Below are 14,472 nucleotides of genomic sequence, written 5' to 3'. Positions count from 1 at the left end.
CTGCGTCAACCGCAGAGATCCACAATGCTGATTTCACTTGAGCGGGCGCGGTTATATGGGGGTTGCGCTCGTTCGGTCGTTTCCATAAACACATCCCAAGGATTGCATCGAAAGACGACGTGAAAAATGACAAAAACTGCGCTTATCACCGGGGTGACTGGTCAGGATGGTGCCTATCTGGCCGAATTGCTTCTGAGCAAAGGCTACACGGTGCACGGCATCAAGCGGCGATCCTCATCTTTTAACACCGGCCGTATCGAGCACATCTATCAGGATCCGCATGAAGCCCATCCGCGCTTCATCCTCCATTATGGCGATATGATCGACTCGACCAATCTGCTGCGAATCGTGCAGCAGACGCAGCCTGACGAAATTTACAACCTTGCCGCACAAAGCCATGTTGGCGTCAGTTTCGAAACGCCTGAATATACGGCGGATGCCGATGGCATCGGGACGCTGAGGCTGCTTGAGGCGATCCGTATCCTGGGTCTTGAGAAAAGGACCCGGTTCTATCAGGCATCGACATCGGAGCTCTACGGTCTTGTGCAGCAAGTGCCGCAGAACGAGAAGACGCCGTTTTATCCGCGCTCTCCCTATGCCGCCGCCAAGCTCTATGCCTATTGGATCGTCGTGAATTATCGCGAGGCCTACGGCATGCATGCGTCCAATGGCATTCTATTCAACCACGAAAGCCCGCTTCGCGGCGAAACCTTCGTCACCCGCAAGATCACGATGGCGGTGGCTGCCATCCATCTCGGCCTCCAGGATAAGCTCTTCCTCGGCAATCTCGACGCCAAGCGCGACTGGGGTCACGCGCGCGAATATGTCGAAGGCATGTGGCTGATGCTGCAGCAGGACAAGCCGGAGGACTACGTATTGGCGACGGGCGAGACGACCAGCGTGCGCCAGTTCGTCCAGTGGGCCTTTGCCGACGTCGGCATTGCTTTGGAATGGAAGGGATCCGGCGTTGAGGAGAAGGGCTATGATGCTGCCTCCGGCCAATGCCTCGTCGAAATCGATCCTCGGTATTTTCGTCCGACGGAAGTCGACCTTTTGCTTGGCGATCCGACCAAAGCACGTCAGAATTTGGGCTGGCACCACAAGACGCCGGTTCGCGAACTCGCCGCCGAAATGGTGCGTGAAGATATCAAGCACTGGAAGGCCCTGAACAGCAGGAAAGATAGCTGAGTGTCCGACTTGTCGAACAAGAAAATCTGGGTGGCCGGTCATCGGGGTATGGTCGGCAGCGCCCTTGTGCGCAGGCTTCACTCAGAAAATTGCACTGTCGTTACGGCAACACGGCAGGAGCTTGATCTGAAGCGGCAGGACGAAGTCGAAAGATTCGTCCAGACCAACAGACCGGATGCGATCATCCTCGCCGCTGCGAAAGTTGGCGGTATTCTTGCAAACGACACCTTTCCGGCCGATTTTCTCTACGACAATCTGATCATCGAGGCCAATATCTTCGAGGCCGCGCACCGCAGCGGCGTCGACAGGCTTCTGTTTCTGGGGTCGAGCTGCATTTATCCGAAATTTGCGCCGCAGCCGATTTCGGAAGATGCGCTTCTGACCGGCCCGCTCGAGCCGACCAACGAATGGTATGCCGTCGCCAAGATTGCCGGCATCAAGCTGGCGGAAGCCTACCGCAAGCAGCACGGGCGCGATTATATTTCTGCCATGCCCACCAATCTTTATGGTCCGGGCGATAATTTCGATCTGCAATCCAGTCACGTCCTGCCCGCGCTCATTCGCAAAGCCCACGTCGCAAAGGTGACAGGGGCGCCCGAGATTACCATCTGGGGAACCGGAACGCCGCGACGGGAATTTCTTCACGTCGACGATTGTGCGGATGCGCTCGTTTTCCTGCTGAGAAATTATTCCGACGCGCAACATGTCAATGTCGGTTCGGGAGAGGATATCGAAATCGTCGAACTGGCGCGCTTGGTTTGCCGCGTTGTCGGTTATGAAGGAACAATCGCCCACGACCTCTCCAAGCCGGACGGTACGCCGCGCAAGCTGATGAGCACAGACAAGCTGAAGAGCATGGGCTGGAAGCCCCGTATCTCGCTGGAAGACGGCATCCGCGCCGTGTATGACTGGTTTCTGCAGTTCGAGGGCAACGCCGGCGCGGTGCGACAATAGCGGTCGAGCCGTTCAGATTTAGTCGACTATGATGAGGTCCCCGAGCCGTCGGCGCGGCGATCAGCGTGCCGTCAGCATGGCGCGGCGCTGGTCTGGTGTCTCGCCGTAAGCGGCGCTGTTGATCGAAGCACGCGGTTACGCCCTGCCTCACGCCAATCATTCAGCTGCTTTGACAAACCGATGATGAGGCATCCGCATCAACGGCTGCTGTCTTATCAATCAGGAGATTTGACTGGGGAACCGGGATTACCCGGCTTTGAACATGTTGCTGAGAACTATCCGACCTCTACCGCCTCCAGCACCCAGACCGTTCTCTCTGCCAGTTCAGGAATCTTGGCCAGATAGGCTTGATAATGGGATGTCATGCGATGCACCTCGACGGCGGCGGCGTCCAGATAGAGTTCGTCGAGCACGTATCGCTCGCCATGCGCCCGGTCGCACCAGACATCCCAGCGCAGATTGCCGGGTTCGGCCCGGCAAAGCGGTGCCATGCCAACAAGCAATGCCCGTAACTCGGCGGCCTTGCCGAGATGAGCTGTCAGGATGGCGGTGATCTTGGTCGGCGACTGTGTCATACAGAAGGCTCCTGATGGAATGCACGAGGTAACTCGCTTGGGCGGACGAGATGTTGCGGGGTCGGGATTCCGGCATAGAAGGCACGCCACACCTTCTATGCCGCGTGCCATCAGATCATGCCGAAACCGCCACCCGGTTGAGGGCCTCGACGAGTTTCGCGGCAAGGGGATGATCCGATCGCGGATTTTGGCCCGTGATCAACTCGCGGTCCTCTATCACATGGGGGGAGAAGTCGACCGGGTTCGTCGTGACGTGGCCACCCGCCATGCGCAATGCGTCTGGCATGTTGAAATAAAGCTTGCCGTGAAGGATCTGTTCTTCGATCGGCTTCTCCTCACTGGCGGAGAACACCGTCATCTTATAACCGGCGTACTGCCAGCCCCTAGCGAGTTCAGACGCTTCGGAAACATCGCCAGCAATCAGGGCAGCACGATATTCCTTTGCGTGCGGCAGGGCGGCCAGCGAGGCGATCGGCCCGTGGCAGAGAAAGGCCGTGGGCTTCCGGCGAGCATGAAAGTGGCGGAGGATCTCGCCGAGATCGGCATCCTGCATAAGATCGACGACCGGTGCCTGACCGCCGGGTACGAAGACGCCGGCATAACCATCGATCCCGTCTTCGATGACTGATCTCAATGTCCTGACATCGTTCATCGCCTGATGGTCGTCGAAGAAGGCGCGCCCGCGCTTGTAAGCAGCTTCGTCGCCGTCAAAATGCTGTGCCGCGTCCGACACGGGATCGATGTGCGGCTTGGTGCCGTCGGGCGTTGCCAACACGACTTCGTATCCGGCGGCAACAAGAGCCATGGCCGGCACCACGGTTTCGTTTAGATATTGGCCGGTTGGGCCAGTTCCACCGCCCTGAATTTCAATCCGGGTGGCATTCGACCCAACGACAAGAACTGTGCCCTTGCTCATGGAACTCTCCTCGTTTGATGTTGTTAAATCGGTGGGGTTCAGTGGCTCAGCGAAAGAGGTGTTCTTGCCCCGCACGCCGATTGATTCTCCTACGGCGGGTATTCTAGCGGGCCGCCTTCACAATGAGATCGGCTACCTCGTCGGGATGGGAGAGCATCGCCACGTGGCCGGACGGTACTTCGATCATCTCCGCTTTTGCAGATTTCACCTGATCCCTTTGCATCTGCGGAGCGATGATCTGGTCCTCAGTCGCCACGACCATGAAAGACGGTTTATCACGCCAGGCGGCATGGCTGACGGGCGTGGTGGTGGCGCGCACATGGAACCGTCCCTGCACGACCGCAACGAGCCTCTGCTCGTCCGGAGACAGGCCAGCCGCGAAGTAAGTGGAAATACCCTCGTCGCTTATCTTGAGATATCCATCCTCGTCCTTGACGAATGTCTTTCGGCTTTCCTGGTCAGGATACTTGGAGGCGATATCGACCAGCGATTGACCGGCATCCGGCGCGTAGGCAGCTACGTAGACCAGGGATTTCACCTTCTGGTCATCACCTGCTTCCGTGATGACTACGCCGCCCCACGAATGACCGACGAGTACGATGGGTTCTTCGGCATCGCGGATCGCGCGCTTGGTGAAGGCCACGTCGCTCTCCAGGGACTCCAACGGATTTTGGACGGCGACAACTTTCAATCCGGCCTTTTCCAGAAGAGGGATCACTTTCTGCCAGGACGATCCGTCGGCGAAAGCGCCGTGAACAAGGACAACGGTCTTGGCTTTGAGATCCGCAGCGACCGCCGCGGGAGATGTGCTTGCGAACGCAACCAAGGCGCTGAAGATAAGTCCAAGGTTTCGGGACATGTGACTTCTCCGATCATTGATCTCGATGACGACATTGGGAATGATCATCCAAGCCGGCCCTGGAGGCATATTAATTGTGGTTAAATCCTGCGATTTTGCCACGGTCGCAAAACCGCATCATTCCCTTCGGCAGGTTCGCCAATGAGAAACCAGGACTGGCGGTAGGCCATCGCGCTGCGGCTCGGGCCAGACCATTGCATGGGAAGGTTTTCGGGCGAGGATCATTCGCCAAGCGATAGCAGATCAATTTCGGCGGGATCGGGCAACGCTGGTTGCTTCACCATCTCCGATTGCAAGCAAGCTCAAAACGCGTGGAGCTGCATCGCTCGTCCGCCATGCGAAGAGACAGCCATGCTTGCGCGGCCCTGTTGAGGCGCTTGCGCATGGTACGAAGACTGGCGTTGTTCGATTGGTGCGCGTTCCCCGCAGGCAAGGAGCTTGAACGCCGCATAGGCTTTAGCGATGCCCGGCAGCTCAAGGTGCGCAGGTCCTGTTCCCGGGTGAAGTGAAAGGAGGGATTTGTCGATAAGATTGCCGATCGATTTGATGATATCCGCCGGCTCGAAGCCGTTGTCTTCCATCATTGTGAGGGCAGCATCAGGCGAGAACTCGCCCGGGAATACCGACAGTCGCCTGAATACGCGTTGATCCATGTCGGACAGAAGAGCGTAACTCCAATCCATCATCGCTTCCGCGGTTTGGTGGCGGGGGTTGGCGTATCGGCTCCCTTTCCACCGCAAGGCGAGCTGGTTATCCAACAGTTCCGCGACCCGATCGAGGCCGTAAGGCCCCACACGACTCGCCACGAGTTCGATTGCCAGCGGATTGCCGTCCAATCTCCTGCAGAGAGCCGCTATTGTCGCTGCTTCCTCGTCGCCCACCGGCCCCAGATAGCCGCTATCGACCGCACATTCCACGAAAAGCTGGATCGCAGGCCAAAGTAGCGCCTGAGCGGCAGTCAAACCTTCTGTGTGTGGAGGAACACCGAGCGGTCGGAGAAGGTATATTGCCTCGCCTGGTAGGCGCAACGCCTCTCGGCTCGTAGCGAGAACATGCGCATTCGCAGTCCGTCTGAGCAGCGAACCCACGATGTCGGCCGCGGCGTCAATAACATGTTCGCAATTATCAAGGATCACGAGGATACGTCGCGGCGACAACCGGCCAATGAGGTCACCAATGGTCTCGCTTTCCGAAAGGGGAAACTCCAGAGCCGAGGTTACGGCTCCCAATACCGCCGCTTCATCATCGATGGTGCCAAGATCGACAAAATAAGCGGTTTCGAACACGGGGAGGGCGTGCGCCACCAAGATGGCTAGAGTAGTCTTACCGACCCCTCCCGCACCCACGATGCTCACGAAGCGGCGTTCTGCGACCATCTGAGAAAGTTTGGAAATATTCTCGTCGCGGCCGATAGGATGGCTCAAACGAGGCGGAAAAGAGGGTGTCGGTGCACCGTCAGATCCCTTGTAGCAAGCCTGATCGCAGATCAAGGGCGCATACCTGTCCTCCGGCTCTGACGCCTCTTCCCATATGACGGGGGCGACGAAGCTGTAGCCGCGGCCGGCGACGCTCACGATATAGCGATTGCCGTTTTCACCACAGCCGATTTCGCGCCTCAGATGTGTCATTTGCACTCTTATGTTCGAGGCTTCGACAGTAAGACCTGGCCATGCGAACGCCATAAGTTCCCCATGGGAAAGGACCTGTCCATGATTTTGAACGAGAGCGACAAGAATGTCGAAGGCGCGGCTACCCAATGCCAGCAGATTGCCGCCTCGCAGGAGAACCCTTGCAGCCGGGTTCAAGCGATATGGCCCGAATCCGAAATAACCGTTCCTGGCGCGAGATCCCATTTCGGTTTCCCTTAACGGTTTTGCCCCCGTGAGAGCAATGCAATCTGCATGTATACAATCTCAATACTATAAGAGCTCTCTCCCAAATGGGGGTAAATTCCGGTAAATAATGGCGTGGGATGGTTTGCCACGGCAGAAGCTTTGTGCGGACGTCCGAGACTACACAGGCCTTGATGAGTAATGCGCGGCCGAGGCACTGACGAGCAGACCTCTTCGGCGAGGTTGTTTATTGATTCGAAAATCCAAGCATCAGGTGTTCCATAGCGGAAAACTGTTCAGTGGGCTGCGGGCGCGCAGCCTGTGAGGCAACTGGGGTAAGTTCGTCCGACAGTGCCACGGCCGTGGGCAGGCCCTCCCGCGCGCGTTCGCTTGAAGTGACCTGGAAATTGCCGCGTCCACCCGCGCGATAGTAACGATATCGTTCTTGGGTCGGGCCGATCATCAGCACGCTGAGAGGAACACATGGTACCGACGGAACCGGATGATGTGGTGGCATTTGGTCCCTTTCGCCTTCACGGGGAGCATCGCCGTTTGCTTTGCGGTGCCGAAGAGGTTCAGCTTGGCGGTCGGGCAATGGAGATGCTCGTGACCTTGGCCCGGAAGAAGGGCGAGTTGGTATATAAGGAGGAGTTGTACAACGCCGCGTGGCCCGGGATCTTTGTCCACGAAGCCAATCTGAAAGTGACAATCGCTTCGCTTAGGCGGGCACTCAGAGAATACTCTCCTACAGAGGACTATATCAGGACGTTCGTAGGTCGCGGCTACCGGCTGACCGACCAGGTCACTGCCGGAGATATCCCAAAACTTGCGGATCTGCCCGCTGTGGCAAATACCCGATTTCCCGAATTGGCCACGGTTATCGGACGGGATGCCGAAATCGCTGAGTTGCGGGCTAGGATTGCCGCCAACCGGCTGACGACGATCGTTGGTCCCGGGGGCATCGGCAAGACAACGGTTGCAGTCGCCACGGTGCAACTGCTCGAAGACGAAGAGGGAGATCTCATCACCTTCATAGATTTCTCCCGAGTGGCCGGCGAGGAATTCGTCATCCCGTCAGTTGCGGCTGCGCTCGGCATCAGTTCAGGTAGCCAGGATCGCCTCGACGCGATCTCATCCATCCTCGCTCGAAGGAAGGCCTTGCTTCTGCTGGACACGTGCGAGCACGTGCTCAATGCCGTTGCCCATCTCTGCGACGTCATCGTCGCAAACACAAGTGATGTTAGGATTCTGGCGACGAGCCGCCAGGCTCTCCGCGCGAAGCGAGAAGAGGTTATCTGGCTTGCTCCTCTGGAAGTTCCGCCGCCGGACCATATTTATACGGCCGAACAGGCCCTCCGTTATTCCGCGCCACAACTTCTCGTCGAACGAGCGTCCGAGAAAGGGGAATACAAGATGGAGGATGGAGATGCGTCTGCGGTTGCCGAGATCTGCAGACGGCTCGATGGATCGCCTCTTGCCATAGAACTGATCTCACCCCGGCTCGGAAGCCGAAATGCTGCTGGTGTCCTCAAAGAACTTGACGATCGTTTCGCCTCACTAGTCGGACATGACCAGGAGGGACCGCTTCGTCAACAGACTCTGCTTGCGACGATGCAGTGGAGCTACGCACTCCTTACGGAGAGCGAGGCAGCCGTGTTGCGTGCCATCTCGATCTTCATGGGCACGTTCGATATGGATGAGGTTGTCAGCATCGTTGTCCACCATGGTTTGGATCCAACGGTCGTCTTTGATGCCATTGCCGGCCTGCGCGCCAAGTCGATGCTGAGCGTCGAACAGATGTCAGGTGGGATGCGATATCGGCTTCTCGACAGTACTCGAGCATTCGCAGGCAATCTGCTGGAAGCCGCGGGGGAACTGACCGCCGTGTCTCAGGCTCACGCCCGACTTGTGCTGGACATCTTCGCTCGTGCGAACGCCGACCAGGCAAGACTTCCGACGCGGCAGTGGCATATCGCCTACGCCAGTCGTGCGGACGATTTGCGCAGGGCCATCGGTTGGGCACTCTTTCTTCGCGCCGATCCGCTGCTTGGCATGCAGTTGGTGGCATCGGGATTGCCACTGTGGCATGAGTTGTCGTTGAGCGAAGAGGCCCGCAGGAACTGCGAACAGGCGCTCGTCGAGTTCGATCGGACTGATTGCAGAGACGCAGCCCTGAAGCTCAAGCTGGTGGTCGGGCTCGCCGCAGTGAGCAGCTACATATCAGCCGATGCGGAGAAGGCTATCAAGATCTTTGAAACAGCGATTCAGCTATCACGTCAGATCGGCGATAGTCAGGCCGAGTGCCAAGCCTTGGGCGCCCTGGCGAGATATCGGATCCTGCCTGGCCACCAGAACGAGGCCGGGAAGACTCTCAGAGAATTGAAGCGGCTCGCCATACGCTCCAATAATCGTGCGGCGCAGTGGGAGCATGAGCATCTTTGTACGGAATGGGAAATCATACGTTGCGAGTACGGGCCGGCGATTGCACGGATGGAGAAACTGCGTCAGGAGTTGCAAAATACCACCGATGGCGCGATTTCTCGCTTCGACCTCGATCCAAAGATCAGGACTGATACCATATTGGCCGCACTCTATTGGCTCGGATCGCGCAGGCCTGGAACTGGTTTGAATAGAATCCAAGCTGCAGCGAGGGAGGCTTTGGAAGCCCGGCATGGATGGACGCTGCTTTATTGCTACGCTCACGGGGTGCTTTTCATTCTGTGCGAATGTCAAGAGCATGCTCTAGCCAGGGAATATGCCGCGCTACTAAAGGATACGATCTATCGTCACGGGATGCCGGCATGGATTCCGGTCGCAGGCTGCTACATTGAAGCGCTTGATGCGCTTTCAGGCGTTCGAAAGGACCCGGATGGACTGATGTCAGCTTTTGATGAGCTCCGCACGGGTCTTAAGCAGATCGGACGTCATGTTTATTATGCGCTTTTGATAAGAGCCCTCTATGCGAACGGGCACATGGATGAAGGCGTACGGATTCTCGACTATTTGTTCGAAGTGGGACCGCAACGTTCGATGGTCCCCGAGCTGCTACGTCTTAGGGCTGTCAAAGAACGATCGGTCGGCCGTGATGAAGAAGCGCTTTCCACCTTGCGAGGATCTTTGATAGTGGCGGAGGAAAATGGAGCATGGGCATGGCGAATTCGCTGCGCAACTGATCTTGCTGCTCTGCTTAGAGACCGATTGCAGATCGATGAGGCCAAGAGCGTTCTCGAGCCAGTGTATGGCCAGTTCATTGATGGGTTCGGTACTCCGGACTTGCAAAGAGCCCGCGATCTTCTGACGGAGCTGCAGGATCTTGGACGCCAATAGCGAGTTGCCAGACGCATCCTCAAACGCCACCGATTGGCCCGCGGTTTTGCGGCTCACCGGATTGCTCGCCAGCCAGCCGTGGATCGAGTGAACCACGACTGATCCCTCGCCCACGCCGGCGGCGACACGCTTGATGAATCGAACAGGCTGAACAGTTCTGGGCATCGGGTCGCCAATGATGCCGAAACGATATCCGGCACGACTGGAAAATCAAGGAATGAAGGGATTATTTGGGGAGAATTGGCTGGGGAACCTGGATTCGAACCAAGATCGACGGAGTCAGAGTCCGCTGTTCTACCATTGAACTATTCCCCAGCAAAGGCGAACCGGCGGGCGGTTCGGCTGGTGTGCGGCGCTTATAAACAAAAGCCCGCCGATTGCAAATACCTGTTTTGAAAAAAATCTGGCCGTCTCAGCCAGGGCTGAAACTATTCCGCAAATCCCTCTGCCAAAAAAGAATTTGGTGATTTTGGCGGGCGCTGATATTCTTGCGGCAACGCAAAAATCGAATGAGCGCCTGCTGCATACCTCAGGGAGTTGCGCGGCGCGGTGGAAAACAACGTGGAAGACCCCGAAGGCGGCGTGAAGCCGCAATTTGACGGGGCGTCGGCGGCAGGGCGCAAGGACGGCAAGAAGTCCAGGCGCCGCAAGGGCAAGCGCGGCGGGCAATCCCGCAGCGCCGCTCATCCCGCTTCGCATGAGCTCTCCGGCAATGCCGGGCAGCCAGCGCGCCCAATGGAAGATGCCGCCGGACATCCGGCCCGCAAGCGAAAGCGCCGCCGTCGCGGCGGCCATGGCGCTTCGCAGGAGGGCTCGCTTCAACCCCAGCCGATGGAACAGACGGGCGTCGCAGCCAATGCCGCCCGGGACGGTGGCGATTCGCCGTCGAGCCGGCGCAACCGCCGCAAGCATCGCGGCAAGCGTGGCCTGCAGGGGCGGCCGCTGACATCGGCAAAGCCTTCCCATATCCAGCCGCAGGAAAACCGGGCTGAGGAGACGGCGCGTGCCGCCGTGCCGCGCGAGGTGCAGAACGGCGCCGGCCGCAAGGGCCGCTCGGGGAGCCACGCGCACCAGGGGGATCGCCAGGCCGGCGAGCATGCCTGGCCGGAAGAGCTTTATGCCGCTCTCGATCTCGGCACGAACAATTGCCGTCTGCTCATTGCTCAGCCGACCCGTCCGGGCCAGTTCCGCGTCGTCGATGCCTTTTCCCGCATCGTCCGCCTCGGCGAAGGCCTTGCGGCGAGCGGCCGTCTGTCCGATGAGGCGATGGAAAGGGCGATCGAGGCGCTGAGGATCTGCGCCTCCAAGCTGAGGAACCGGGAGATCCGCCGCATGCGGCTGATCGCCACCGAAGCCTGCCGCCAGGCGGTCAACGGCGAGGAATTCCTCGGTCGCGTCGTTGCCGAAACCGGCCTCGAGCTTGAAATCATCGATCGGGAGACCGAGGCGCGGCTTGCCGTCTCCGGCTGCTCTTCGCTCGTCGGCCGCGAGACACGCTCCGTCGTGCTCTTCGATATCGGCGGCGGTTCGTCGGAGATCGCCGTCATCCGCATCGGCGACAATCGCTTCAGCCGGCTTGCCAATCACATCACCCATTGGACGTCCCTGCCGGTCGGCGTCGTGACGCTGTCGGAGCGTCACGGCGGACGTAATGTCACGCCGGAGCTTTTCGAAGGCATGGTGCGCGAGGTCGAAGGCATGCTCGGGCGCTTCGATTGCCCGGAGATCGAAATTGTCCAGACCGGAGATTTCCACCTGATCGGCACGTCGGGCACGGTGACGACGCTTGCCGGCGTCCATCTCGACCTGCCGCGTTATGACCGGCGCAAGGTCGATGGCATCTGGCTGTCGGACGACGAGGTCTCCGCCATGCAGGCAAAACTTCTCTCCTGGGATTTTGATAGCCGCGCGGCCAATCCCTGCATCGGACCGGACCGGGCCGATCTTGTGCTCGCAGGCTGCGCCATCCTCGAGGCGATCCGCCGCCGCTGGCCGAGCCCGCGTATGCGCGTTGCCGATCGCGGCTTGAGGGAAGGCCTGCTCACCGACATGATGGCCGATGACGGCGTGTGGCGGCGCAATCGCAATCGCCGCGGCCAGCGCGCGAAATGAGAGGAAGGGCATGACCAAGGCACCGATCGCGGGAAATCGCACCGGCCGCAAGCTCGGCCAGCGCGTCAAGAACAAGAAGATGAAGGCCTCCTCCCGCCAGTGGCTGCAGCGCCACATCAACGATCCCTATGTGCAGCGCGCCCAGCTCGAGGGCTACCGCGCCCGCGCCGCCTTCAAGCTGTTGGAGATCGACGAGAAATACCACATCCTGCGCGGCGCCAGGCGGATCATCGATCTGGGTGCGGCACCTGGCAGCTGGTCGCAGATCGCCGCCAAGGTCACCGGCTCGACCGATGAGGATGTCCGCGTGGCCGCGATTGATTTCCTGGAAATGGCCCAGCTTCCCGGCGTCAAGATCCTGCAACTCGATTTCCTTGATCCGAGTGCGCCGGAAAAACTGATGGAGGCCGTCGGCGGCACGCCCGATCTCGTCATCTCCGATATGGCGGCGCCGACCACCGGCCACCACCGCACCGACCACCTGCGCACCATGCATCTGTGCGAAGTCGCGGCCCATTTCGCCGTCGAGGTCCTAGGGGAGGGCGGGCATTTCCTGACCAAGACCTTCCAGGGCGGCACTGAGCGTGATCTGCTCGCCATGCTGAAGCAGAACTTCCGTCAGGTCGTCCACGTCAAGCCCAACTCGTCGCGCGCCGAATCGGTCGAGATGTTCCTGCTCGCCAAGGGCTTCAAAGGCCGCAAGGCGGAAGCTGACGCAGAGCAAGCTTGATCTCGGGTCGTTCCCGGCCGATGATGATGATCCCATGCTTCTTTACGTCACGCTCGGAACCAACGACCTTGACCGCGCAGGGCATTTTTACGATGCCGTTCTGCCCGTGCTCGGCTATCGCCGCCAGCATTATTCGCAGGAGGAGATCGGCTATTCCGCCGTGGGCGACACGCGCTGCCGCTTCTGGGTGGTAACGCCCTTCAATCGCCGCCGGGCGACTGCGGGCAATGGCGCCATGGTCGCGTTCACGGCCGAAACGAGAGCGGCCGTCGATGCCTTTCATGCGGCGGCGATCGCGGCAGGTGCTGCCGATGAAGGCGGGCCGGGTCTGCGCCCCTACCATGCCCATTTTTATGCCGCCTATATTAGAGATCTCGACGGCAACAAGCTCTCTGCCGTCTGCGAAAGCCCTGAATAGAAAGCTTATTTCACCGCTTGCTGTTCGGCCTCGATTGCCGATGCCGCCACCCGCCTTGAGCGGTGGCCGGAAACGAGCGCGCCGGCGTTGCGGTCCATCCTGATGAAGGGAATGGTCGCAATCACCGTCAGTCCGGCGATGATGTAGAAGGCAAGGTGGAAATCGGCGACCTGCAGCGCCTCGCCCCTGATATAGATCGAACTTTCCAGGATCGCGGCCGCGACCGCGACGCCGAGCGCCAGGCTGATCTGCTGCATCACAGAGCTCATCGAGGTCGCCTGGCTGGCTTGCGCATCATCGATGTCGGCAAAGGCCAGCGCATTGACGCCGGTGAACATGAAGGAGCGGGAGAAGCCGCCGATGAGCAGCACGCCGATGATGACGAGATGCGGCGTTGCCGGTGTGAACAGGCCGGTAATGACGGTGACGACAGTCGTCACCATGGCGGCGCCGAGCAGCGTCGTGCGGAAACCTATGGCTGCGAAGACGCGCTTTGCCATGAATTTGGTGGTGATCGCGCCGATCGCGCCGGCAAAGGTGATAAGGCCGGATTGGAACGGCGTCAGCCCGAAACCGAGCTGCAGCATCAGCGGCGTCAGGAACGGCATGGCGCCGACGCAGATGCGAAAGAGGTTGCCCCCCGTGGTCGAAACCCGGAATGTCGGGTTCTTGAACAGGCCGAGGTTGAGGATCGGCGCCGGGTGGCGCTTCGCATGTCTGACATAGACGAAGCCGCACAGGAGGCCGATGCCGGTGGCGGCGACGCCGATGATCGGCGGCAGGGCCGGCAGGCTCACCACCGACAGGCCGAAGACGACGCCCGCGGCCGAAAGCGAGGTCAGCACGAAACCGATGAAATCGAGCTTCGGCGGCGCTGTCGCCTCCACCTCCGGCAGGAAGATCGTCGCCAGCCAGATGCCGACGATGCCGACCGGCACGTTGATCAGGAAGATCCAGTGCCAGCTGAAATAGGTGGTGATGAAGCCGCCGAGCGGCGGGCCGGTGAGCGGGCCGACAAGGGCCGGGATGGTGAGCAACGCCATGGCCGAGACCAGATCGCTTCGCTGCGTCGTGCGCACCAGCACGAGACGGCCGATCGGCGTCATCATCGCGCCGCCCATGCCCTGCAGGAAGCGGGCAAAGACGAATTCGACGAGGTTGGAGGAGATGGCGCAGAAGATCGAGCCGATGACGAAGACGGAGATGGCTAGGCGAAAGATTTTCTTGGCGCCGAACCTGTCGGCCATCCAGCCGCTGACCGGAATGAACACCGCAAGCGCCACCATGTAGGAGGTCAGCGCCAGCTTCAGCGTGATCGGCCCGACATGGAGGTCTGCGGCGATCGCCGGCAGCGCCGTCGAGATCACGGTGGAGTCCATCTGTTCCATGAAGAGAGCGACGGCGAGGATCAGTGGGACGATGCGGTTCATAGGCGGGAGCCTTGATGGGCGCGGATGGAAGCTGGAAGGCCCGTGCTGTTTAGTCCGAGTTCCGGGAGCTGCCAATGCTCAAATCAGGCTCGATGCGATGTTTGCTTCACGTCTGCGTGAGACGGCTTGTC

Annotated in this window: 11 protein-coding genes and 1 tRNA gene; 6 read left to right on the top strand and 6 right to left on the bottom strand. The window is 59.6% G+C overall.

Annotated elements, in window-relative coordinates; all coding sequences use genetic code 11:
* Positions 1-126: 126 nt before the first annotated feature.
* Together gmd and fcl are read left to right on the top strand one after the other, a co-directional pair.
* Positions 127-1,188, top strand: coding sequence for a GDP-mannose 4,6-dehydratase (gene gmd / locus A7X77_RS00180; RefSeq protein WP_064681039.1), 1,062 nt, complete (start codon positions 127-129; stop codon positions 1,186-1,188).
* Positions 1,189-2,142 (top strand): GDP-L-fucose synthase, encoded by a 954-nt coding sequence (fcl, locus tag A7X77_RS00175; protein WP_064681038.1) that lies wholly within the window; start codon positions 1,189-1,191, stop codon positions 2,140-2,142.
* Between the two features lie 275 nt (positions 2,143-2,417).
* Here the strand turns inward: fcl and A7X77_RS00170 are convergent, their stop codons facing one another.
* The 4 genes from A7X77_RS00170 to A7X77_RS00155 all read right to left on the bottom strand — a co-directional run bounded on the left by A7X77_RS00170 (position 2,418) and on the right by A7X77_RS00155 (position 6,345).
* Positions 2,418-2,717, bottom strand: a complete 300-nt coding sequence (locus A7X77_RS00170; protein WP_064681037.1) for a putative quinol monooxygenase — start codon at positions 2,715-2,717, stop codon at positions 2,418-2,420.
* A gap of 115 nt (positions 2,718-2,832) precedes the next feature.
* Positions 2,833-3,633 carry a type 1 glutamine amidotransferase domain-containing protein gene (locus A7X77_RS00165; protein WP_064681036.1) on the bottom strand — a complete coding sequence of 267 codons (801 nt, stop codon included), beginning with the start codon at positions 3,631-3,633 and terminating at the stop codon, positions 2,833-2,835.
* Positions 3,634-3,736: 103 nt separating this feature from the next.
* Positions 3,737-4,540: an alpha/beta fold hydrolase gene (locus A7X77_RS00160; RefSeq protein ID WP_245293692.1), complete on the bottom strand. Its 804-nt coding sequence runs from the start codon at positions 4,538-4,540 to the stop codon at positions 3,737-3,739.
* Between the two features lie 254 nt (positions 4,541-4,794).
* Entirely contained in the window at positions 4,795-6,345 is a 1,551-nt protein-coding gene (locus tag A7X77_RS00155; protein WP_064681034.1) for an ATP-binding protein, read from the bottom strand.
* Positions 6,346-6,807: 462 nt separating this feature from the next.
* On the opposite strand from A7X77_RS00155, the gene A7X77_RS00150 reads away from it, so the two are divergent.
* Positions 6,808-9,651 carry an ATP-binding protein gene (locus A7X77_RS00150; protein ID WP_064681033.1) on the top strand — a complete coding sequence of 948 codons (2,844 nt, stop codon included), beginning with the start codon at positions 6,808-6,810 and terminating at the stop codon, positions 9,649-9,651.
* Positions 9,652-9,892: 241 nt separating this feature from the next.
* Here A7X77_RS00150 and A7X77_RS00145 read toward each other — a convergent pair.
* A tRNA-Gln gene (locus A7X77_RS00145) sits at positions 9,893-9,966 on the bottom strand.
* Positions 9,967-10,212: 246 nt separating this feature from the next.
* Here A7X77_RS00145 and A7X77_RS00140 point away from each other — a divergent pair.
* Genes A7X77_RS00140 through A7X77_RS00130 form a run of 3 tightly spaced genes read left to right on the top strand, consistent with a single transcriptional unit; the run spans position 10,213 to position 12,911 of the window.
* Positions 10,213-11,763 carry a Ppx/GppA phosphatase family protein gene (locus A7X77_RS00140; protein WP_064681658.1) on the top strand — a complete coding sequence of 517 codons (1,551 nt, stop codon included), beginning with the start codon at positions 10,213-10,215 and terminating at the stop codon, positions 11,761-11,763.
* 10 nt (positions 11,764-11,773) lie between these two features.
* Entirely contained in the window at positions 11,774-12,493 is a 720-nt protein-coding gene (locus tag A7X77_RS00135; protein WP_064681032.1) for an RlmE family RNA methyltransferase, read from the top strand.
* Between the two features lie 34 nt (positions 12,494-12,527).
* The gene (locus A7X77_RS00130; RefSeq protein ID WP_064681031.1) at positions 12,528-12,911 is read left to right on the top strand and encodes a VOC family protein; all 384 of its coding nucleotides are present in this window, start codon (positions 12,528-12,530) and stop codon (positions 12,909-12,911) included.
* 5 nt (positions 12,912-12,916) lie between these two features.
* Here A7X77_RS00130 and A7X77_RS00125 read toward each other — a convergent pair whose 3' ends face one another.
* The gene (locus tag A7X77_RS00125; RefSeq protein ID WP_064681030.1) at positions 12,917-14,341 is read right to left on the bottom strand and encodes a DHA2 family efflux MFS transporter permease subunit; all 1,425 of its coding nucleotides are present in this window, start codon (positions 14,339-14,341) and stop codon (positions 12,917-12,919) included.
* Between the last annotated feature and the right edge of the window lie 131 nt (positions 14,342-14,472).

It is taken from the genome of Rhizobium bangladeshense, assembly GCF_001662075.1.
Taxonomy (GTDB): Bacteria; Pseudomonadota; Alphaproteobacteria; order Rhizobiales; family Rhizobiaceae; genus Rhizobium; species Rhizobium bangladeshense_B.
This window is presented reverse-complemented; position numbering and strand designations above follow the sequence as displayed.